Annotated in this window: 11 protein-coding genes; 1 reads left to right on the top strand and 10 read right to left on the bottom strand. The window is 58.1% G+C overall.

Annotated elements, in window-relative coordinates; translation table 11 throughout:
• Nucleotides 1-309 precede the first annotated feature (309 nt).
• On the bottom strand, nucleotides 310-1,446 hold the full coding sequence (locus ASE07_RS01730; protein ID WP_057289040.1) for a metallophosphoesterase: 1,137 nt from the start codon (nucleotides 1,444-1,446) through the stop codon (nucleotides 310-312).
• A 235-nt stretch (nucleotides 1,447-1,681) separates the two neighbouring features.
• Here ASE07_RS01730 and ASE07_RS01725 point away from each other — a divergent pair, with 235 nt between their 5' ends.
• Entirely contained in the window at nucleotides 1,682-4,321 is a 2,640-nt protein-coding gene (locus ASE07_RS01725) for a sensor domain-containing protein (RefSeq protein ID WP_162256854.1), read from the top strand.
• Between the two features lie 30 nt (nucleotides 4,322-4,351).
• Here ASE07_RS01725 and ASE07_RS01720 read toward each other — a convergent pair whose 3' ends face one another.
• The 9 genes from ASE07_RS01720 to ASE07_RS01680 form a co-directional block, all read right to left on the bottom strand.
• A complete protein-coding gene (locus ASE07_RS01720) occupies nucleotides 4,352-6,478 on the bottom strand; it encodes a site-2 protease family protein (protein WP_082583883.1) in 2,127 nt (708 codons plus the stop codon).
• A 3-nt stretch (nucleotides 6,479-6,481) separates the two neighbouring features.
• Nucleotides 6,482-7,846, bottom strand: a complete 1,365-nt coding sequence (locus ASE07_RS01715) for an efflux RND transporter periplasmic adaptor subunit (RefSeq protein ID WP_200960859.1) — start codon at nucleotides 7,844-7,846, stop codon at nucleotides 6,482-6,484.
• 9 nt (nucleotides 7,847-7,855) lie between these two features.
• Nucleotides 7,856-16,942: a VCBS domain-containing protein gene (locus ASE07_RS01710; protein ID WP_057289038.1), complete on the bottom strand. Its 9,087-nt coding sequence runs from the start codon at nucleotides 16,940-16,942 to the stop codon at nucleotides 7,856-7,858.
• 36 nt (nucleotides 16,943-16,978) lie between these two features.
• Nucleotides 16,979-17,776 carry an efflux RND transporter periplasmic adaptor subunit gene (locus ASE07_RS01705; protein ID WP_082583882.1) on the bottom strand — a complete coding sequence of 266 codons (798 nt, stop codon included), beginning with the start codon at nucleotides 17,774-17,776 and terminating at the stop codon, nucleotides 16,979-16,981.
• A 5-nt stretch (nucleotides 17,777-17,781) separates the two neighbouring features.
• Entirely contained in the window at nucleotides 17,782-19,485 is a 1,704-nt protein-coding gene (locus ASE07_RS01700) for a TolC family protein (RefSeq protein WP_235548310.1), read from the bottom strand.
• Nucleotides 19,486-19,955: 470 nt separating this feature from the next.
• Nucleotides 19,956-20,720: an ABC transporter permease gene (locus ASE07_RS01695; RefSeq protein WP_057289085.1), complete on the bottom strand. Its 765-nt coding sequence runs from the start codon at nucleotides 20,718-20,720 to the stop codon at nucleotides 19,956-19,958.
• A gap of 65 nt (nucleotides 20,721-20,785) precedes the next feature.
• Entirely contained in the window at nucleotides 20,786-21,571 is a 786-nt protein-coding gene (locus tag ASE07_RS01690) for an ABC transporter ATP-binding protein (protein ID WP_057289084.1), read from the bottom strand.
• Nucleotides 21,572-21,629: 58 nt separating this feature from the next.
• The gene (locus ASE07_RS01685; protein ID WP_057289037.1) at nucleotides 21,630-22,661 is read right to left on the bottom strand and encodes an ABC transporter substrate-binding protein; all 1,032 of its coding nucleotides are present in this window, start codon (nucleotides 22,659-22,661) and stop codon (nucleotides 21,630-21,632) included.
• A gap of 67 nt (nucleotides 22,662-22,728) precedes the next feature.
• Complete coding sequence (locus ASE07_RS01680) at nucleotides 22,729-23,814, bottom strand: porin (RefSeq protein ID WP_057289036.1); 1,086 nt, start codon at nucleotides 23,812-23,814, stop codon at nucleotides 22,729-22,731.
• Nucleotides 23,815-24,166 lie beyond the last annotated feature (352 nt).

Below are 24,166 nucleotides of genomic sequence, written 5' to 3'. Positions count from 1 at the left end.
CAAAACGGATAAAGAAGCGAAACCTGTCTGAGCCGCAGGCGAGTTTGTTTCGCTTCCCGTTTTGGCCCGTGCTCTTTTGGGTACCCGAAGGGCGGCGAACCGGGGTCGCCTTTCTTTGCTTACTTTCTTTGGCGAAGCAAAGAAAGTAAGTGGCCCGCCGGGGCCAGTCCCGGCTAGCATCCACGAAGAACAAACAGCCCAGAATCACCGAAGAAAAAAACCCGAACTACCAAACTAATCAAAGAAAGTATGTTCACCCCGCCCGACAAGTCAAATCTCGCACTAATGGATTTGTAATACACCCAATCATCACGCCTTGACCAAGCGAACCCGCGTAATTTCCGACGGTGCGCCGAAACGCTTCGGCGGTCCCCAGTATCCGGTACCACGGCTGGTATACACCCACAACTGTTCAAGCCGATTGAGACCCGCCACATACGGCTGCTGCATTGGCACGAACAAATTCCATGGAAAAAATTGTCCGCCATGCGTATGGCCGGACAGTTGCAGGTCGAAGCCCGCTGCAGCCGCCGCGGTGGCGGTACGCGGCTGGTGCGCCAGCAGGATCTTCACGCCGACGTTATCGGGCGCGCCCGCCAGCGCCGCACGCGGATCGCTGCGATGCGATTCGTCAAAATAATGCGCAGTGAAATCGTTGACGCCGGCCAGTAGTACGCGTGCGCCATCATGTGGCAGCACCACATGTTCGTTCATCAGCACGCGCAGCCCAAGGCGGCGCACTTCGTCAATCCAGGCATGGACGTTGGAATAATATTCGTGATTGCCAGTGACAAAATAAGCCCCGTGCCGCGCCTGCAGGCGTGCCAGCGGCGCGGTATGCGGCGCGAGGTGGCGAACGCTGCCGTCAACCAGGTCGCCGGTGACAGCAACGGCATCGGCCTGCAAGCTGTTCACGCGGTCGACAATGGCATCGAGGTAACCGCGCTTGATGGTCGGTCCGACATGGATGTCACTGATCTGCGCGATCGTGAAACCCTGTAAGGCATCAGGCAAGTCATCGATCGGTATCTCGACGTCGACCACGCGTGCGGTGCGGCGCGCGTTGAAGAAGCCGATCAATGTCGCCAATGCGGCCAGTGTGGGAACCGCAACCGCTGACCACATGACGACGTCGGGGTCATGCACCCCGACCAGCCCAATCGCCGATAGCATCACATCGCGCAGCAAAGTCAGCACGAACAACGACGAAAACATGCCCAAAGCCATCATGCCAGCCCAGGACAAGCGATCGGCTAGTGGTTGCCGGGCGATGCCATGCGCCATCATCCCTGTCGGGACCAGCACGAAAGAAAGCACCAGCAAGGCAACACCGACACCACGCAGGCTGTCCTGCACCGGCAATTGCGGAAGGATGCGCCAGCCGATGTAGGCATGCAGCAATGCCAACAGGCTCAAAACAACGACAGTGGAAGAGCGCACACGCATGTGATGAAGGTAATGCCTCGGAAAATAGGAGAGTTCGAGCTATTTGGGGCTGATTCATCGAATGTTCAATAGCTTGACGGAACCTGGACGCCGGCTCGGCGATCTACTAGGGTTGTCGTTTGACTTCACGCTCCCTCTTTGCTCTCAGTTTCTTAATGTTTCTGATGCTTCCGATGTCTCTGATGCTTAACTGCAAGCCTTTACTGTGGGCGCTTTCCATAACTGGATGGGTGCGATGAACCGCCAGCGCGATGTAGAACCGGATTACAAAGCCGCACTCCGTGCGTCGCCCAATCTCTACCTGTTAATGTCGCCCGAACTGATCATCATTGATGCCAATGATGCCTATCTGCAATCGGTTGGCAGAACGCTTGAAGAAATTCGCGGCAAACATCTCGCTATGGCTTTCCCCAACAATCCCGCGCTGTCCGACCACGACAGCATGAAGACGATGTGCGCTTCACTCAAAAGGGCCATGGACACAGGCAAACCCGACTTCATACCCATGATCCGCTATGGCGTGGCACGCAATACGGCAGACGGTCAGGTGTTTGACGATCGTTACTGGAGCGCGGTCCATACGCCAGTGCTGGATGAGAACGGCAAGGTCAAATTCCTGATCCAGAATCCGATTGATATTACCGAGATGTTCAGACTCCGGCGCGCACTCGAAGAGGCTGAAACCGGATCGGATACGTTGATGCATGCACGCAGCAACGTCTTCCGACACTCGCAATTACTGGCAAGCACGAATCGCAACCTCGATGCGGAACTGACCATGCTGCGTCAACTCTTCGATCATGCTCCGGCATTCATTGCGGTGCTGCGCGGTCCTGAACACGTGTTCGAACTGGCTAACGCCGCCTATCACCAGCTTTTTGGAAAAGCGGATGTGACAGGCAAGCCGGTCCGCAAGGTGCTGACCGAAACGGAGGCGCGTGGCTATGTCGATCTGCTCGATAGCGTCTATGCCAGCGGCACGGAGTACGTCGGACATGAAGCGCGCGTCATGGTGCAAGCTGAGGAAGGTGCGCCGCTGGAAGAAGTGTTTGTCGATTTTATCTTCCAGCCTATCCTCGAGGACGATGGATCGGTCTCGGGCATCTTCGTACAGGGACAGGACGTGACGCAGGCCAGGCGCGCACGCGAAGAATTGCGTGCTTCTAACGAGCGATTGCGCCTTGCACTGGAAGGTTCCGGCGATGGCGTGTGGGACTGGAGCATCGTGAAAAACGAAGTCTCGTACTCGACCCGCTGGAAAGAGATGCTGGGTTACAGCGAACAGGAAATATCGAACAGCTTCGATGAGTGGGAACGACGCGTGCATCCGGACGACCTCGAACCCACCACCTATGTGCTGCAGTCCTGCCTGGATGGCAAGGAGTCTTCGTTTATTCGTGAATTCCGCATGCAGTGCAAGGACGGTAGCTGGAAATGGATGCTGGCGCGCGCGGTGGTGGTCGCACGCAACCTGGAGGGCGCACCCTTGCGCATGACCGGCACGATGACCGATATATCGGAAAAGCGCCAGTCCGAAGAACGAATCTGGCGTCACGCCAATTTCGACGCCCTCACCGGCTTGCCCAACCGTCGCCTGTTTCGCGACCGTCTTGAGCATGAGGTAAAGAAGGCGCATCGCAACGGCAGGCAAATGGCGCTGTTGTTCATCGACCTGGACCGCTTCAAGGAAGTCAACGATCTGCTCGGCCATGATATTGGCGACCTGTTGCTGACGCAGGCAGCAAGGCGTCTCGGCGATTGTGTGCGTCATTCAGATACGGTAGCAAGATTGGGGGGCGACGAGTTCACCGTAATCCTGGGCGAACTCGACACGATGGTCCACGTGGAAGACATTGCGCAAAAGATTCTGGATGCATTGACCGAACCTTTCCGCCTTGGAAAAGAAGTCGCTTATCTTTCGGGCAGCATTGGCATCACCATGTATCCGGCGGATGCGAGCACACCCGAAGAACTGGTACGTAATGCGGACCAGGCGATGTATGTCGCCAAGCATGCCGGTCGCAACCAGTTCAGCTATTTCACCCGCTCGATGCAGGAAGAAGCGCATCATCGCCTGCGCCTGTCGGGGGATTTGCGGCATGCATTGAATGCGGGACAATTGAACGTCCATTACCAGCCGGTGGTGGAACTGGCGACCGGGCGCATTGCGAAAGCGGAAGCCTTGCTGCGCTGGCATCATCCGGGCCTGGGTCCGGTCGACCCGTCACGCTTTATTCCGCTGGCCGAAGAGTCGGGCATGATCCATGACATCGGCAACTGGGTGTTTACCCAGGCAGCAGCTTGCTCGGAACGATGGAGCGAAATCCTCGGTGCACCTTTCCAGATCGGAGTCAACAAATCGCCCGTACAGTTTCTTTCGCAGTCGGAAGATATCAACTGGGCGAGCTATCTGCGGCATGTCGGGTTGTCGGGCCAAAGCATCGCGGTGGAAATTACCGAGGGACTGCTGCTGAACGCGTCGCAGGTGGTCGCGGACAAACTGCTCGAATACCGCGATGCCGGCATCCAGGTTGCGCTTGACGATTTTGGCACCGGTTATTCATCGATGGCTTACCTGAAAAAGTTTGACATCGACTATCTGAAAATCGACCAGTCCTTTGTACGCGACATCACCACCAATGAAGGCGACCGGGCCATCGCCGAATCGATCATCATGATGGCGCACCGGCTCGGATTGAAGGTCATCGCGGAAGGCATCGAAACACCAGAGCAGCGCGACCTGCTCACGGCGGCAGGTTGCGATTTTGGACAGGGCTTCCTGTTCGCACGGCCGGCACCGGCGGAATGGTTTGAACGCATGCTGCAAGAGCAGCAGAGAAACGATGTGGCAGTGTCGCGTCGGAGCATGCATTGACCCAGGGCATGGGGTGGCGATGAATCGAAATCAAAACCCCAGCTCGCGCCACGCCACCGCGGCAAACGACTGAACGAAACGCCATCCCGGCGCTTCCCAATCGCCTGCGATGACTACCTTGCCACGCCAGATGCGTCCGGCCAGCGCCCCGGCCGGATCTTTAACCGCCAGCGTCACGTGATAGACCGCATGCTCGGGAATCCAGCTACCCTGTTTTTCACGTGCCGGCACCGCGCCGCCAAGTTGCGCGGCCCAGACGCCGCTCGGCAATACCGCTGTCGCATCCTGGTCGATTGCCGTTACCTGCAAATGCACGAACGGTCCTTCCAGCCCATCCGGATAAAAGCGTGCGGTATCGCCGACCGACACGCGCCGCACAAGATGTTCATCCAGATAAGCATCGACTTCATTGCCGGCATCGCCGACCAGCACCGCCAGCTTTTCATTTTTTGCTACCCAGACGCCCGGCGCGAGGTCCGGCACCAGGTCGCGCAGATGACCGGCGAACGGCGCCAGCGGCTGGTACCTGGCAACGTCGCTGTCGAGGCTTGCCAGTTCGGCTTCGGCCGTGGCCAGCTCCTCGCGCAACACGCTGCTGCGGGCACGCTGTTCGCTGTCGAATGCCGAGGACGACGCTTGCCAGCGCAGGCGTTCGATCCGCGCCTCCACTTCCTTGCGCTTGCTGTCGTTTTCCGCAGCAGAAAGGCGTATCAGCACCTGCCCTGCCTGCACCTGCGCACCCTCGGCCAGGGGCAGGCTCGCCACTTGTGCATGCACCGGCGCGTGCACCGGAAATACCTGGCTGGCCCGCAACACGCCGCTGGCCTGCAGACGTGTCGGCCACGGCACGACAAACAATGCCAGCAAAGCGAACAACAACATTGCGCTACGGACGGCGTGTCGGCGCTGCTTCGGATGTTTGAGCTGCGGCCAGAAGCTGCGCCACACGGCGACTTCGTTGGCGATCGGGCGAAATACAAACCAGACGATTTCAACCGCGAACAGGAAGATCCCGACCAGCTTGATAAAGAAGTGATACACGAGCACGGCAATTCCCAGAAACAGAACGAGGCGATAGATCCACGTTCCCCACGCAAACAGGATCAAACCAATGTGGCGCGCACGCGGAAAATATTCGGGCGGCGGAGCATCGAGAGCGAACAGGCGCTTGCGCAAATCCCAGCGCGCCAGGGCGAAGGCGCGTGCATGCAGGTTGGGCAAGTCCAGCCAGTCCGACAACAGAAAATAACCATCGAAGCGCATGAAAGGACTGGTATTGATCGTCAGCGTCGCGAGCCACGTCGTGGTGGCGAGCGGAAAGGCAATCGATCGCAGCAAGCCATCGGGCAAGACCACCCAGGCCAGCGTGGACCAGATCGCGATCACCAGTTCCGTCACCACGCCCGCCGCCGCGACACGCTGGCGCGATCGCTTGTCGTTGAGCCGCCAGACATCGTTGGTATCGGTATAAGGAACCGGCCATAGCACCAGGAAAGCCACGCCCATTGCCGGCACACGACAACCGAGCCGCTTTGCGGTCAATGCGTGCCCGAGTTCATGCGCGCATTTCACACCGACCAGCGCGAGCGCGTACGCCAGCACGCCAGTCGGGGTGAATGTATCGAGCAGGTTTGCCTTGAAACTATCCCATTCGCGATACACCTGTACGCCGCCGATCAGCAACGCCAGCATGGTCAGGCGTGCAAATGTCGTCGAAAACAGCCAGTTGAATGCGGGCGTGACACGGGTCAGCCAGCGGTCCGGCCTGACCAGCGGTATCCGGAAAAAAAGATAATGATGCAGCAGCTGCTGATGCCAGGCGCCACGCATGCGCTGATGGCGCTCGGCCAGCATGCGCGACGAACGGCGCGGATCAGGGGCAAGCAGCTGGTTTTCGCCGAGGAATTGCATGACCACCATCAGGTCTTCCTCGCCGGGATGCAGCGTGGTGTCGGTGCGTACGGACTGCAGGATGTCCTGCGGATTGGCAAACGACCAGCGTTTGAGGATTTCAAAAGTGAGCCAGTCAATGCGAAAGAACTGATTGCGGACCGGGTCTTCCAGTGTCCAGCTCGGCTGGCCATCAGCGAGTACCGGGCCGGTATGGAGGCTGAGCTCTTCGCGCAGCGGGGCAAATGCAAATGCGAGGCCTTGCATGAATCAGATACCCAGCGTTTCGCGGATAGTGGCAACCGGGCGGCGCAGCACCCAGTAAACCAGCGGCACCCAATGGCCGGTCAGCCTGACGGTACCCTTCAATCCGACGCGGTGCGTGGTACTGCCGTCCAGCCGTGCGCGCACCCGATACGCAAAGCCGCCATCAGGACGCTGCACGGCGTCGTAGGCGACATAGCGGATCGTCGCGGACACCGGCGTCAGCGGTGTAGCACTCAGGTAAAGATTGGCGGCGGCACCGCTATCGAGTGGGATGGCATCGGCGACCGGCAGCCAGGCTTCGACTTCGGCATCCTGCGGCGTGGCGACGCGCAGAATGCGCTCACCGGTGGCGACCGGACGGCCGATCCACTCGGCGGGATCGTCGAGCAGCACAATGCCATCCTGCGGCGCCACGACGCTGGCACGCGAAACCTGCCCCTGCAGGAATTCCATTTCGGCACGGCGTTCTTCGATTTTTCCCTGCAGAGTTGCCAGCAATCCCTTGGACTTGCTGTCGGTGAGCGCCTGCTGGGCGGACTGCCGGTATTCTGCTTCCGCAGTCGCCAGCGCCTGGCTGGCCACCGCATAGCGGCTCGACAACTGCGCTTCATCGAAGTCGAACAGCGGCTGCCCCTTCTTGACCGCCTGGTTCGGCTTGACGTGGAATCGCTCGATCACGCCGTCGAGCGGCGAACGGATCACGGCGGGATTGGCAGCAACCAGTTCACCCGGCGCAAGCACGGTCAGCCTGACCGGCACCAGCATCACCGCGCAGAGCAAGCCGCCAACCTGCACCACCCGGCGACGCCACCATGGCAGCCCCGCCCGGCGTTCGCGTTTAAACTGGTCCTTAATGCCGGATTTCCAGGCACGCAGGCTCCAGCGCACACGCGGCGCACGTGCCCGATAAGCATGCGACCACACGTCCATCCATTCCGTCAGCAAGGCAATTTCGCCTTCCAGCCACGGAATGTCACGTGCGAGGAACAGGCCGTTCTTGGCAACAGGCGCGTTGTCCTCACCAAATGGCAGCCACAACCCGTAGGCTGGCAGCCATTCGTCCCACTCTTCGCCGACGTCGGCAGAGACTTCACCGGCCCCGATGGGGCCCGCCTTGTCGATTTGCTTGCACAGACGCTCAAGCCAGTGCACATACGGCGCATTGGCTTCGATCTGCACCACGCCTGACAGACTGGCAATACCGCGATCGGCAAACCACAACGCCGCCTGCCGATAAGGCGCCAGCGCATGGGTGCCGTTGACCGCCATGAATTCCAGTTCGACACTGTCTTTCGCATGGCGGGCCTGGTGCGCCATGTCGATCAGGCCCGCCACTATCGCGGCCGGGGCGCTGTCCATCATTTCCATCAACTATTCCTATCCAAAGCGCCGGACCTGGCCGGCGGTACTGCGACTACCTTCCGCCACGCGCTCGGAGTGACGCGTGGACATGGCGGGTTGCCGCAGCTGATCAGACAGACTGGCCTTGCCGGGGTTCTTGCCGCCCTCGATGGTTTTTGGATTGACGTTGCCGATATTGACACGGAAAAGCGCGGTCGCTTCGCGTCCCTGCATGTCGCGTGCAATCACCTTGATGCGCAGTTCGCCTGCCGTACCGTTAGGGACCTCGCCGGTGAACTGCCCGGTCTGGGCATTGAACTGCACCCAGGTTGGCAAGGGGCGGCCATCCTGCAGGGTGGCTGCCAGGCGGACCACTTCCTTCGGCTGGGTATGCGCAAAGGCATCAGCGGGTACGGTCAGCGAAATGCGCGCGCCACTTTCGGTGTACTGGTCCGGCACGCCGCGGAAGATCACAAGCGCGGGCTCATCCGCTTTTGCGACCACCGTACGAAAGCCTTCGGATCGGGTATAGACGTCGCTCAGTTCGGCCGAGCGGCGGATCACTTGTTCGGCTGGGATATCGGTGGCCGATGCGGCGCGGCCTATGCCAGTCCGTGATGCATCGTTGCCAACCAGGCTGCCTGGTGCGGCGGCGATCGTGGATACACTGCTGTTGTCGCTGAAGCTCGGCACGGCCACGGTGGCACCGCGTGGATCGACAACGATGGTTGGAGCAGCGGGTGGCGTTGCAACGGGTGCGGGTGCCGGGGTGCTGACCGGTGCCGGTGGTTCCACGACGGGTACGGGCGCAGGCGCTGGCGTCGGTATCGGGGTCGGTGCTGGGACCGGCGCAGGAACAGGCACGGGTGTTGGCACAGGAACCGGAGCTGGCTCAGGTACGGGGGTCGGAGCTGGCGTTGGCACAGGCGCAGGTGTGGGAGCCGGCTCAGGTGCGGGCGTTGGAACTGGTGTCGGTGTCGGTGTCGGTGTCGGTGTTGGTGTTGGTATTGGCGTTGGCGTTGGCGTTGGCGTTGGCGTTGGCGTGGGCGTTGGCGTTGGCGTTGGCGTTGGCGTTGGCGTGGGCGTGGGCGTTGGCGTTGGCGTTGGCGTTGGCGTGGGAGCCGGTGCTGGTGCGGGAGCTGGCACCGTTTCATCGACATCTGCCACAGTAACAACCACAGTCCTTTCACTGCTGTTGCCGGTAGCATCACGTGCAATGACAGTGACGGTATAACTGCTCTTGGTCTCAAAATCGAGGTTGCCACTTGCCAGCGTCACCGCACCGGTCGTTGCATTGATGGCAAGCGCCGCTTCATCGCCGACACCTGCCTTCAGGCTGTAAGTGACCGCCTTGTCCGTGAAATCGACGGTATCCGTGGCCACCGCGGTATAGAGCAGGTTCTGATTCTCGATGGCATTGGCGGTTGCAGCAGAAGTAATGGCCGGAGCGACTTCATCGACATTTGTCACGCTAACCGTGACTGTCTTTTCCGTGGCATTGCCTGTTGCATCTTTCGCCACGACGGTGAAGCTGTAGCTCGCTTTGGCTTCGAAGTCGAGATTCCCCGTAGCACGCGTGACTTTGCCTGTTGTAGCGTCGATGGCAAGAAGCGCAGCATCATCATTATTCCCGCTCTTCAGACTGTAGGTCACGACCTTGTTGGTAAAGTCTTGCTCGTCCGTAGCCTGCGCCGTGTACAACAGGTTCTGGCCTTCGGTCACACTTGCCGTGTCGCCGGAACCAAACACAGGTGCCACTTCGTCAACGTTGGTGACGTTCAGCGTAAATACTTTCGACACGTCCGGTGTCGTTCCGACCGTTAGATCATCGACACTCACCGTCACGCTGTAGCTGGTTCTGGTTTCAAAATCCGGACTGGACCCGATGAAATACAACGCGTTGCCATTTCGGATTTCGAACTTGCCGGCATCGTCACCCGTCAGGCTCAAGGTGTTCGTGCCCTTGCCATCGTCGGTGACCGTAATATCGGCGACCTTGATACCGCCAGTCGTCGAAGTGTTTTCGACAATGTTCGTGCTTGTGTTGGTGAAATCCACTTCCGACGCCGGCTGATTTCCGGCATTCGGATCGTTGACGCTGACCGTCACTGCTTGCTCGCTTTGATTGCCGGTCGCATCGCTTGCGATGACGGTGAAGGTGTATGTCGCCTTGCCGGCGTAGCTGAGGTTATCTGTTGTCAGGGTAACTTTTCCGGTACTCGTATCAATGCTCAACACGTCTGCATCGCCTGTCGACGGTTTGAGGCTGTAGCTGACAATCTGGTTGGTAAAGTCGACAGTGTCTGTCGCTGCTGCGGTATACAACAGGTTTTGTGCTTCGGCGACATTGGCGGTTGTGCCCGAAGTAAATGCCGGCGCACGTTCGTCCACATTAGTGACGGTCACCGTCAATATCTTATCAGTGGTGTTGCCGGCAGCATCGGTTGCCCGCACGGTGATGTTATGCGTGGTTGCGACTTCATAGTTGAGCAGCGTGCCATCGGAAACGGTCACGGCACCGGTGTTTCCAATAGCAAAGCGCCCGCCGGCATCGTCGGTCAATGTATAACTGACCGGGCCATTTGTATCGGTAGCCGTAACAGATCCCACGCTGCTGGCATTGCTTGAGTTTTCCGCAATCGTCAGCGTTCCGTCGACCGCAGCCGGGCCGACAGTATCCAGTTTGACGTTCTTGCTCGCAGCCGTCCCGGTCAGGCTGGTCGATGTATCTTTCACGCGCGCCTGGATCGTCCAGTCGCCGCCATGGGCGCCCGTGTCGCTCACAGTCCAGCCTGTGCCGCTTGTGGTCGCCGTCGTCCACGTCGCCCCACTATCGAACGATACTTCCACGACCTCATCGGCACCCAATACGGCGCTCAGCGACCCGGTGACCGTACGATTTGCCGTTCCGTCATTCGTGATGAAATCCGTCGCTACGCCAGAGTCCTTGGTCATGGATGCGATGGTCAAGGTCTGGGCCGGGGCAGTTCCGTTCTGCACTGCGAGGCTGAATGTGGTGCTGTCCGACAGGCTGCCATCGCTGCCGGTCACCTTCAGAACATAAGTGCCTACCGCGCCGATGGTCGGCGTACCGCTGAACGTGCACGTGTTGCTGTTGAACTGCAACCACGGAGGCAGAGCACTGCCGTCAGATAGCGTAGCAGTGTAGGTAAGTCCCGTATTATCAACGTCCGTAAACGCATTGACTTGCCCCGACAGCGCCTGACCGACCGTCGCTGTCTGATTCGATGTCGTCGTTGCTGCAGGCGCGTCATTTGCACCATGTATCGTTACGGTCAGCGTGGCGTCCGACGTATGGTTCGCGAGATCCTGAATCTGGTAGCTGAACTTCTCCGTCAGCGTGCCGTTGGCATTGAGCGCCTGTACAGCCGTATTGCTGTTATCGACGGTGTAGACATAGCTGCCGTCCGCACCGATCACCAGACTGCCATAGCTACCGGTCAGCGTCGTGCCATTGTTATTGGCGGTACTGAGGGCGCCAACAGAAGACGCACCGCCTGTGATAGCGGTCCCGGTCTGCGCTTTTATCAGCGTGATCGGGTTACCTGTATCGTTGGTGAGTACATTGCCGGTCGGGTCGGTGCCCACCGTCGCGTTAGCGATGCCGCCGGCTTCCGTTGCGCTCGCGGTATCCGCAATAGCCGCGCTCTCCACGATGGTCGCTGTGCTTGTTACGCCGGCCGGATTGGTTACGGCACCGATGATGCTGCCGGTACTCAAGCTAAAGGTTTCGTTGGTTTCCGCAAGGCCGTCATTGACGGTGGTAATTTTCAGTTGAATGGAAGTCTGGCCGCCAGGAATGCTGACGCTGGAGCCGACAGCATTCCACGTTGTTCCTTCATCTGTAGAAACCGACAACGTACCGGTTGCAGCGGTGTCGGTTCCGATCACCGCGGTCCCGTTACTCAGGACAGGCGTGAAAGTAATCGCGGTATTGCTGATCTTGTCCGCCGTGATGGTGAACACCGCATCGCTTCCCTCGGATACCGTGACATTGGATGTCGAAAGCGTTGGGGTGTCATTGTTCGTGCCACCGGCGCCGGTTCCATCGTCAAAAATAGTGGCAATGCCGATGGCCGATTTTCCACCGACATTGGCTGCAGTCAGTGCAAACGATTCCTGACCTTCGTAAATATTGTCATTGGTGATACTGACCCGCACCTGGACGGAAGTCCCTGTCATCGTGAAGGCACCGGTATAAGCGGTCCAGGTAGTGCCATCGCTGGAGTATTCCAGGGTCGTTCCATGGTCGTCATTGGTTGCGCTTGCATTGGTCAGGTCAAGGCTGATCACCTGCCCGATCGCGCCTGAGACGCTGAATACCGCGTATCCCGCCCCCTCATTGACGGATACGTCGCTCACGCCGAACGCGCGATCGTCGTCCTTGCCGGTAGTCGTGTTTTGGGTTCCGTCGGGCTTGTAAATCGTGCCGCTGCCATCATCCGTGATCGTGCCGACCCCGGTAAACGATCCGCCAGCGGAGTTTGCGGCAACCAGCTGAAAGGATTCACTTCCTTCATATGTCTTGTCATTCAGGATGGCGACGCGAACCAGCAGGTCGGCGGCACCAGAACTGCCGGGAATCTGGACCGTACCACCGGTATAAGCGACCCAGGCACTTCCGTTGAAATATTCAAGATCAGGCAGGTAGTCCATGCCGCTCGAAGCATTCCCGGTCCCGCTTCCCGTTTCGGCAAGGGATAAGGTGATGCGCTGCCCGGCCTGGCCGCTCACGGTGAAGATCGCATACGGAGACGCTTCATTGACTGTCGGACTGTTGACCGTGAGCGCTCTGTTGTCCGCAGTGATGGCGATGGCCAGGGTATCCGTATCGGTGTTACCGGTGGAATCGGTCGTTACCAGCATCAAGGTATCGGAAGCGGCATACACGTCGCCGGCTTGATATGTCAGTGTCGCCAACGCCGCATTGATCTGGACTTGCGTCCCGGACAATGTCAGTTGATTGGAACCATTGCTGCCAGCGCTGAGCGTCGCGCCGTTCAATGCGCCGATGCTCAGTTTTCCGGAGGTAACGGTAATGCGTGCGCTGGTGACGTCGGTATCCTGATCGGACACCGACAACTGAATTGACGTTGAGCCGTACTCGGTTATCGTCGGCGTCCCTGACAATGTATTGACCGGTGCGTGTTCATCGGCGGCGCCGTTGATCGTCACGGTCAAGGTGGCGGTTGCGGTTTTTCCCTTGCTGTCCTTGATCTCATAAGTGAAGGCATCCGTCAGCGTGTTGCCAATTGCCAGCGCTTCGACCGCGGCATTGGCATTATCGACGGTATAGACGTAGCTGCCGTCAGCACCTATTTTGAGCGTACCGTAACTGCCATTGACCGACGTAGGGTTCGTGCCCGAGGTGCTTGATGCGGCCACTGTCACGTTCGGGGTGCCCGTTCCCGCGATGACATTGCTGACGTTACGGGTGTCACCGGCATCCACATCGGTATCGTTGCGCAGGACGTTGCCGGATGGATCATATCCGCCTGAGCCATTGTTCGAGCCGCCTTTTTCGCTAGCGGTAGCGGCATCGACAAAGGCGACAGGTGCGTCGTTAGCGCCCTCTATCGTCACGGTCAGTTTGGCAACCCCGTACACTGATCCATTGGTCACCTTGTAAAAAAATACATCGGTCAGCGTGTCACCAATATTGAGGGCATCGACCGTTGAATTACTGTTTGCTACTGTATAGGTATAGGTACCGTTTGCTGCAATGGTAAGCGAGCCATAAGTGCCGGAGACGGTCATTCCAGTAGTCCCCGGTGTCTTGTCGGACCAAGCGGATGTAACCGTGCCATTACCGGTCCAAGTAACCGTTCCAGAGGTAGGGTTTGTGCCAACCGCCGAGCCATTGCTGTCAAACCCGGATTCCACCGCTGTCGCCACAGCATTATTGACGAGCGGCTCCGTGTTATTTGTAGTGCCTTCTATGCGAATGGTAAGAATGGCCGAACTCGTGAGGCCAGACGAATCACGCATGGTATAAGTAAAGGCTTCACCGTAGGTCTGACCTGCCGCTAAGCTTGTATTCGTAATTGTGTAGGTATAAGTACCGTCAGCGGACAAATTAAGTGTGCCGCGCTGCCCGTGAATTGAGCTAGCCGGTGCAAGCGAAAACGATAATGCCGTAGAAGTGTTTAAAGCAACATCGTTACTTAGTGTCAACGTGCTTCCATTTACAGCAGTGACCGTCGTGTTTGCAGGAATTCCTGTTCCTGTTACCGTCATACCGGTCAGAATGCTGCCGCTAATCGCAGATACCGATATCGTTTTAGTCAAATTTGACGCCGCGACTGAGCCTCCATTGGTTTGATAGAAGCTGTTGCCGGAAATCTGCCCCCCGTTATTTGGCTCCCAGAACTCGATTGTCGAACCTGAAGGAATATTTACGGTGGAACTTAATGTGATGGTTTTTGTTGCAGAATCCACCGCAGTTACGGTTATACGATTTGCCAGATTTGAAGGGTTTTTATCGTAAACAGTAGTGGCGCCGTTAGTGACCTGTAAAACATCGCCAACATTAGCGTAGTCCTTTGTCTGATTAGAAGACAAGTTTCCCAACGAAGTAACTGTGATTTGATTGGCATTTGTCGCAGAAGTAGCCGCCGCAGTGGCGCTCGCGACCAGACCTACCACTGTCTTCGTGTCCCCAGTATCGGGATCTGTGTCGTTCGTCAATACATTGCCGGTAGCCGTTCCCGCGTAGCTTGTGCCGGAATCTTGCTCCTTAGCCGAATTGAAATCGGCAACCGCCACCGGCGCATCATTGCTGCCATTGATCGTGACGGTAAACGTGTTAGTCGATGTCAGGCCGGAGGGATCCTTCACCGTATAACTGAAAACATCCTTACCACTGTTGTTCAGTAAGGCCTGAACTGCGGCTGCGCTATTCGTTACCTGGTAGGTGTAAGTGCCGTTTGCCGCAATGGTCAGCGTCCCGTAAGTGCCTTGTATGCTGGTGCTGCCTGATGCCGCAATGGTTTTGGATTCGGTCCCGCTGCTAACGCCTGATACGCTGAGGGTATCGCCGTCCGGATCACTGGCAAATGAGGTAATCAGGTTCCCCGAGGGATCGGTACCAAGAGTGGCATTTGCCACCCCGCCCGCTTCGGTAGCGGTAACCGAGGCGGTCCCGGCGACCGGCGCACTATTGAGTGCGGTGACCGTCACATTGACGGTATTCGCCGACTCGTCAAGGTCTTTATCGCCATTGCTTGTTCCGCCGTTATCTTTTACCTGGAACGTAAACGACACCGTACCGGCACTCGCCGAAGTAAATACCAGTTTGGAAATGTCCGCAGCGGCGACTATCTGACCGGTGGTCACGGCCACGCCATTGAGTGTCAGCGTGCCGTTATTAGGCAGTGTGGTGATCTTGACTGCCGACAGCGTATTGGTCGGCGTATCGTTCAGGTCGGTGAATCCAAAGTCGGCAGCGGAAAAGGTATAGGTGTTTCCCTGCCTGATAGTTACGCTCGTGTCGGTGCCGGCCGGTGCATCGTTGACGGCGGTAATACGGATCGAAAAACTGCCGGTCGTGCTGGCGCTACCGTCGCTGACGGTATAGGTAATCACCGGCACTGCGCCGGCATAGTTCGTTGCGGGCGAAAAGCTGTACGCACCGTTGCTGCCGATGGTCAGGCTGCCGATACCGGCAAGCGTTGCAGACTGCGCTGCACCGGATACGACGCTATAGGTCTGACCGGACACGATGAACTGTGTTACCCGTAGCGCATCGCCATTGGCGTCCGTGTCGTTGCTGAGCAGATTGCCGGTGACCGGCGACGTGGCATCTTCCAGAACGGTCGCACTATCGTTCGCGGCCACCGGTGCGCTATTCGGAACGATCAGTTTGTTCATTGCCGTATCGACCGGATCGCTACTGGTGTTGTAGTTCTGGCCGACGGTAAATTTGGTAGGATCGATACAGAGCAGGTATGCGGTCTCCGCAGTATCTTTCCCGGGGCCGGTGCCGCCGTCACCGATGACGGTGGTATTGCCCCATGCATAGAAAAACAGGGCTTCAACCGTATTACCCGTTTTGACCAGTCGGCTTATCACACCACTGACGGATTGCGTCTGACCGCTATTGTCTGTGTACGTCAATACCCCGGAGACATTGTTACCGGAGAAATAGGGAGCGCTTGGATCGAGCGAAGTAAATTTGAAGTTTGTTCCTGTGATCGTCGCGACATTGGCGATCTGATTCGCTTCCTGGCTCCATGAACTTGGCTGTCCCTTATACACCGCACTAAACGTCAATGCAGCTTCTTCGATCTCGATCGCCTGCCCGTCGACATAGATTGTCGAGTGGTCATTTTCCGAAGCGATGCGAAGTCGGTCGCTTTCGCTGAAATTCAAGTTGAGGACGCTGGCGGCGAACGATTCGCCTTCGTCACCAGGCGTATCGACGCCGGCATTCAGGTATCGATCCATCCCGTGACCGAACTCTTCGACCAGTACGCGGCTGACTGTTTCGGTTGAAGGATTTCGGGCGAGCCACTCCTGATTGATGAAAATGGTTGCTTGGCCATCCGTTCCCTGAGCCGCAAAGGCAGCGAAAACACCACCGATATCCGCACTGCTGACCACTTTGACCTGGAGCGTGTACCGACCGTCCAGGATATCAAGCCGCAACGCATCCGCATTGCTCTGCCACGCCTGCGAGGCGCTGTTCATTCCGGCGTTGAACAAGGAAAACAGCGAGTCACTGCTTTGTGTGGTCAGATAGTCACGAATCGCCTGTTCTGCCCGCAACATCGCCTCCTTCAATTCCGGCGTTGTTGCATCGTTACGGAAAATCTGAATGTCGCGGGTTGCCAATTCCCGCACCGCTGGATTCGTGCCGGCAGTGCCTGCCGCATCACTTGTCGCGTTTTTTGGATCCGCTTGCGAAGGCTTTACATCGGCAGCCACCACCCTGCTCGGAGCCGCTTCAACTTTTGTCGCATCCTTGATCGCCGCATCGACGACGTTTTTTGCTGCGACGGCCGTATCAACGACTGCGGCATCAAACATGATTCTCGCTTCAAGCGCCATCATGCCGGGACGGGGATTCACCAGCGCGCGACGATTCTTGTTGGTTGGTTTCATATTGATGCTCCTGCCGAAGACTGTTTAAAAATGTTGTTATTGCCCTGCCGGCGGCACGAGCGCAATCTTGCCGCTCATACCCGCCATCAGCTCGGGAAAGTTGCCGTCCACGGTGGCAACTGCCTTCACCGACTGGCTGACCGGATCCACCCTCGCGCCGAGGCGCAGAATCTTGGCCGGGTAACTCTTGCCGGTTTCATCGATGCGTACCTGGAATCCATAACCTGCTTTCAGCCACGCCAGCCAGCGTGACGGCACCAGAAACTCGAGTTCGAGGACACTGTCGTCGAGGATGTCGAGCATCGGCTGTCCCGGCTGCACGAATTGTTGTTCGCGCACGCGCTGCTCAACCACACGTCCACTGAAGGGCGCGGCGATATGGCATTTGTCGAGGGAAACGTTCATCAGTGTGACTTCGGCCTTGGCCTTGGAGGTTTCGGCTTCGGACACTTCCAGTTCCACCTTGCCAACCGAGTTCAGCTCGGCTAGGCGCTTGTTGCCGCTATACGTGCGTTCAGCAGCGGTTAGCGACGCCTTGGCCTTTTGCAACTGCGCTGCCTGCAGCGAACAGTCGAGCGATACCAGAGTCTGGCCAGCCTTGAAACGGCCTCCTTCGACAACGCTAATGCGGCTGATCTTGGCGCCAATTTCTGCGGCAACGGTGGTAAAACGGCGCGGTGAAAGCTGCGCGCGGATGTCCTGCTTTTCCAGCGCGGCTCTTGCCGGTGCGGGCGTCGCTGCAGCTTGCTGTGCATTGGCCGAGACGCATGCGGACAGCAGCAATGCAGCGATCGCTGCGAATGAAACTCGACCTTCTTTGTCATTGAAATTCATGTCGGTCACTCCATCACGTCCATCGCGGGTGATGTTCCCATATCCTGCGTCGCGATTGCGATGAACTGATCCCCGATGCTTCCAGTTTGCTCACGACCCGGACCAACTTCCCTCGTCATGCGCAAGGCCATTGCCTGCAACGGTGTCGACGCGGCAGGGTCGCTTTTGACGGCACCAGTCTTTAGCGGATCCGATGCTTGCGTCGCCGGTTGCGGAGATTTGTCCAGCTGACGGCTCCAGTCGCGCATGGAAGTTCCCACCGACCGGGTCAGGTCTTCCAGCGACATCTCGGTCACACTGCCGATCACCGGTTCCAGTCCCATCGTGGCCTGCAGCTTGCTGGCGGCCGCTTGTACTTGCGACAGCGATTGATAGCGGCGCAACAGGCTGAGGATGGCGGTCGTACTGTTGGCGACCTGTTCAAGCTTGCTCTGGGTTTCGGCGGTTTCGCGGTTCTTGATATGCTGGGCGATCTTGGCATCGGCCTGCCATACCTGGTCTGCGCGCACATACTGGCGATACGCGATCTGATAAGACAAGCGTGACAAGTGCACCTGGGTGAGTACGGTCATCTGCGCGGCGATACGGCGCTGGTCGGCAAGCTTGACGCCGGCATCGGCCAGTTTTTTCTGTGCCGGCGCCGATAGCAGGTTGAACAGGTTGTACGAAAGCTGCAGGCCGGTGTCGTTCCAGTGGTTATTGATCAGGAAACGGTCGGTGTCATACTTGACGTTGTAGTTGAAGGACAAATTCGGAAACAGGCGCAGCATGGTGCGCTTGGTTTCCTCGACCGCGATGCGACTGGTGTAGAACTGTTCGCGGATATCCGCGTTCTGGGTTACCGCCATGTCCTCCATGCGCTGTACCGGCACATCCAATAGCGTGGCGTCAACCGTGTCGCTCGGCTCCTGTACACGGAAATCCAGGTTAAGCGGCGTGTTCATCAGGCTGGCCAACTCGATGCGACCGGATGACAATTCCTGCTCAATGCTTTCCAGCAGGCGCAGGTTTTCCAGCAACTGACGCTGATAGCGCAGTGCATCGATCGGCGAGCGCACGCGTTCGGTTTCGGCCTTGCGTGCATCCTGCAGCGCATCCTCGGCAAGCACGATCGCGTTCTTGACGTCATCGCGCAGCTTTTGCGCGCTGGCGGTACGCCAGAATGCGGTGCGCACATCCTGGATCAGCGTATGCATGGCCTTGCGGCGGCGTTCGGCGGCGATCATGACGCGGTCGCCCTGCTGCTTGGCGTAGACATAACTCAGCCCGAAATCGAGCAGGTTCCATGTCAGGCCAAGATCATAGATCTGATGGTTCCGTTCCGAGGAAATATAGGGATTGGCAAGCGAGGGTAAGCCGGTGACCGCGTCTTCGCTGCGGGTAATCAGATTCTTGTTGCGCGATGCATAGCCGGCGCTGGCCGTCAGCTTGGGCAGCATGTCCCAGCTTGCGGCGTCGAGCTGGTTGAGCGCCAGCGCTTCTTCCATCATCCGGGTGCGGCGATCCAGGTTGTACTTGAGCGCACGGGCGACGGCTTCATCCATCGACAGTTCGCCCTGGATGCCAGGAATACCCTGCTGTGCCGCAGTGCGATCGGCAACCGTCTGTTTATCGAGTTCGGCCTGGCTCAGGGGTTGAATCGGCACCGAGCCGCAGGCGGTCAGCAATAGCACAACGGCAATGGCACAAGCGGTTCTTGCCGACGGCACATGGAATCGATGTAAACGACGTGCGCGAGCATACTCGCAAGTAAAGGTAGTCAAGGACGGCATGGCGAAATGACAAGAAAAGGGAGTTTGGAAAGGAGCAGCTGGCAGCAATACGGTGAGTGCAACAGGAATGCGTTCGCTACCCGGTCGTCCCGGGTACCTCGCGACAGATGAAGTGCGTTATGCAGCATGCTTGTCATGGCAAATCTCAAACACAGAAAAGCGCTGTTCGTCATCGGAACGAAGCGCAGGATCTGGTAAATGCAATGGGCCGCGAGGAAATGGCGACGATATGTGGGATCCGGAACAGGCGTGGTTGAGGCCCGGCGGACCGCGAAATCAGTCCCTCGATGTTAACGTACCGAAAGGAAAGTTTCTATAGAGAATGGGCGTCTTTGTACGAAAAAACCGTATTTATGCAGACAATGCGGGGAGTTTATTGCCGCATGGAAATTTAAATTGGGAAGCGTTTATTTTCCTTGCCCACGATGCGCCCAAGCCGTGGTGCGTTTTTCAATAATGGCGAACAGCTCATACATCGCCATTGCCATTGCCCCGATCACGACCAATCCAGCGAAAGCCAGCGGCATCTTCATCGATGAACCGGCGGAGACCAGCAGGTAGCCAATGCCTTCATTCGAGGCATTCATTTCCGACACGGTCGAGCCGACGAATGCCAGCGTGATCGCCACTTTCAGTGAAGCGAAAAAGTAAGGCATCGAGCGCGGCAGCCCTACCTTCAGCAGCACATCCATGCGCCGTGCGCCGAGTACGCGCAGCACGTCTTCCAGTTCCGGCTCGAGCGTGGCCAGTCCCGTGGCGATATTGACCATGATGGGGAAGAACGAGATCAGAAATGCGGTCAGGATGGCCGGGCCGGCGCCGATGCCGAACCACACCACCAGAATGGGCACAAAGGCCGCTTTCGGCAATGCATTGAAGGCAGTCATCAGCGGATAGAAAGCCGCATACATGACCGGCGACGAGCCGATGCCAAAGCCAAGGATCAAGCCAACGATAACAGCGAGGGCAAACCCCGCCATCGTGACCCAAAACGTGCGCAACGCATGACCGGCGATCGGGCCGGCGAATTCCACCATCGATTGACCGATCGCATAGGGACTCGGGAAAATGAACTCTGACACGTTAAAGGCGCTGCAAATGATTTGCCAGAGGATGAGGATTGCCACCAGTAGCAGCCAAGGCGCGAAAGTTTTGACGGATTTGGTATTCATGGACATAAGCTAAGGGCCACCGGTAGGACGTCGAATGAGAGAGGAAAAATGCGGCAAGCCTGGAGTCAGCTGCTGCGCACCCGACCGATGTGCTCGCGCAGTTCATGCACGAGTCCGGTAAAGGCTTCGGTGTAAGTGACATCGAGTTCGCGCGGCTGCGGCAGCGGATTCTCACGGCGGGCGACGATACGCCCCGGACGCTTGCTCATCACATAGATGGTATCGGCGAGGAAGGCGGCTTCACGCAGGTCGTGCGTGACCAGGATGACGTTGAATTTGCGCTCGGTCCAGAGGTCGCGCAGCACGCACCACAGCTCTTCGCGAGTAAAAGCATCGAGCGCGCCGAAGGGCTCATCAAGCAGCAGCATCTTGGGCTCATGGATCAGCGCCCGGCAGATCGACGCACGCTGCTGCATGCCGCCCGACAATTGCCAGGGAAACTTGTCGGCATAGCCGTCGAGGCCTACTGTCTTGAGCAGTGCCAGTGCGCGCCCGACGTACTCGGCTTTGTTGCGCTTGAAGTTGCTGCGATAAGGCTCGACGATTTCCAGCGGCAACAGCACGTTATCGAGCGTGGTACGCCATGGCAGCAGCGTCGGCGCCTGGAAGGCCATGCCGACAAACTTGAGCGGACCTGTGACCGGTGCGCCATCGATGGCGACCTTGCCGCGGGTCGGCGGCTTGAGGCCGGTAGCCAGTTTCATGAAAGTGGATTTGCCGCAGCCGGAGGGGCCGACGATGGCGATGAATTCGCCCTGCCGGGTCTGCAGGTTGATGTCTTCCACCGCAAACTCGGAGGACTCGCCGTAGGCAAGGTAGACGTGGTTGAAATCGACGAAAGTGGCAGACATGGACAATCCGGAAAGAAGCTCCCGCGTCATTGCAGGAGCCGTCATGCATTGCTGAAAATTACTTGGGGAAGACGTTGAGCTCTGCCTTCGATGGCAGGAAAGACGCATTCCAGATCGCGGTTGGATCGACGCGTGTCTTGGTGTTGTAGGCATCCGAAACCTGCGAGGCCATCAACGACATGCGCGGCGCGGAGATCTGGCCGAAACCCTCCGCCCTGGCATTGGCGGTCGCGATCGAACCCGCGATCGCCAGCTTGAGGCGGCGCAGTTCCAGCTTTTCATCCACCAGGCCATCGCGTTCCTTGACGCTCTTGATGGCTTCTTCCGGATTGGCCATCACATCCCTGGCTGCCTTGGCAAACGCACGCAGGAAGGCTTTCACGGCTTCCGGCTTTTGCTTGACGAAGGTATCGGAAGCGATGATCGCATTGCCGTACATCTTGACGCCGTAATTGGGGAAAGGCATCACGACCACGTCTTCATCCTTGATCCCGCGCGCATTGAGGTTGAGCAGCGAGGTAAAGTAAAAACCGGTGATCGCATCGACATCGCCACGTGCCAGCATGGTTTCACGCAGCGGCGGGTCCATGCTGATCCAGTTCGCCTTGGTGTTATCGAGCTGGTTGGCTTTCGCAAAAATCGGATACGCGCGGCGTCCGGCATCGAATACCGGCGCGCCAAGCTTTTTACCGGACAAGTCGGCCGGCGTCTTGATGCCGGATTTCTTCAGCGCGAAGACGGCGGCAGGCGTGTCGTTATATACCATCATCACACCGACCGGTTTGCTCGGCGCAGTCGGGTTATTGGCAGTGAATTCCATCAGGGCGGCGAGATCGGCGAAGCCCATGTCATAAGAACCGGAGGCGACCCGATTGACCGCATTGCCGGAACCGTTGCCGGCATCAATGGTGACATCGAGCTTTTCCTGGGTAAAGTAGCCCTTGGATTTGGCAACCAGGAACAGGGCGGCCGGACCTTCGAAGCGCCAGTCGAGCTGAAACTTGACCTTGGTTTCCTGTGCCGTGGCAGTCAGCGCAACCGCGCCTATCAACAAGCCGGTTGCCCAGCGCAAAACGCGTGATGAACGCATAACAATCCTTTGTGTGGTGACATGCCGGACGGCGCGCCCGGCATGAGTTGACTCAAAACAAATTGCTTCAGAACTTGTGACGAACACCGACGCCGAAGCTTTGTGCGCGCGATGCGCCGGTGATCTTGTCGGTCATCGCAATCGCGTACAGGTCGGTTCGCTTGGACATCACGTAGTCGTAGCCGACCGATACGGTGTCACGCTTACGATCCGCACCAACCAGCGAGCCGGTGCGGTCCGTGTGGGCATACCCGAGCAGCACGGAACCCGGACCGACGGGCGCGGACAGCCCGAGGCTGGCGACCTTGTCGGTCAGCTCGGCGGCAGTCGTCGTGTCGTCCTTATTGCGCTGGTAAGTGCCGAACAGCTTGACGACTTTGAAGTCATAGCTGGCGCCAACGAAGTAAGCCTTCTGTTTGTTGATCGACGCAAAGCTGACCGGACTTGCGGTAACGTCGATGATCGCACCCGGGTTCGGATTGGCGCTCTGTACATCGTGATAGAACGCTGTTGCGGCGAATGGGCCGTTGAAATACAGCAGGTTGACGCCGACGTTGTTGCGGCCGGTCGCGCCGGCGACTTCACCGAACTGGTAATGCACGTTGGCAGACAGGCCGCCAAATTTCGGCGTGGTATAGATGATCTGGTTACTCCAGCCGGTGTCACCGGCGTTGGCGGCAGTCCAGGTACGTGCAGCAAAGGCCCCGGACGGAACATTGAGATGGACCACCAGCGGCGAGAACGTGAACGAATCGCCGAATGGATTAAACAGTACGGTCGGCAGGAAATTCGGAGCGAGGCCGCGACCCAGCTGCACTTTACCGAAGCCGCCAGCAAGGCCGATGTTGGCATCGCGCGAGAACAGGTTGTCGCCGCCGAAACGGCCGCTTTCACCCGTGTCGCCGCGGAAAAAGCCCGTCAGCGCGAATTCTGCGCGCAGTCCGCCGCCAAGGTCTTCCGTACCCTTGAAACCGAACCAGGAGGTGGTCATGCCGCCACTTCCTACGACGCCCTTGCGCCCAGGATCGCCGCTGTTCTTGACCGAACCGGCGAACGTATCGACCAGTCCACCGATGGTGACGTTGGTCTGTGCAAAGGCGCTGCCAGCCATGACACACGCAATCAATCCCAATGCTGCCTGAGTTGTCTTCATTTATTTCCTTCGTGATGGATGAGGGCACGCCGCTGCAGGCGCAGCGGCCTGCGTGCTCTGGAGCAATTCCTGTGCCAATGTGAATGCCAATTTCGTACGCTTTTTTTGTACACAATCTTAGGAAAGGAAGGCATGGCTTGTGCCATCACGGTGCATTCGTTCCGGTATCGCACTGTTATGGGGAGTAACAAATGGCTTTGATACCGCGCCGGTCATTATTCAGGGCTGCGACATGCTCTCGATGTCGTCAGCTCTTGAAGTCGTTCCGATGTGCGGTCAGTTCAATATCGAACGCGCAAAAAAAGGGCTGGTTACCCAGCCCCTCTCGTTACTGCTTCTCACGCGTCATCCA

The sequence above is a fragment of the Noviherbaspirillum sp. Root189 genome (assembly GCF_001428545.1).
Taxonomy (GTDB): domain Bacteria; phylum Pseudomonadota; class Gammaproteobacteria; order Burkholderiales; family Burkholderiaceae_D; genus Noviherbaspirillum.
This window is presented reverse-complemented; position numbering and strand designations above follow the sequence as displayed.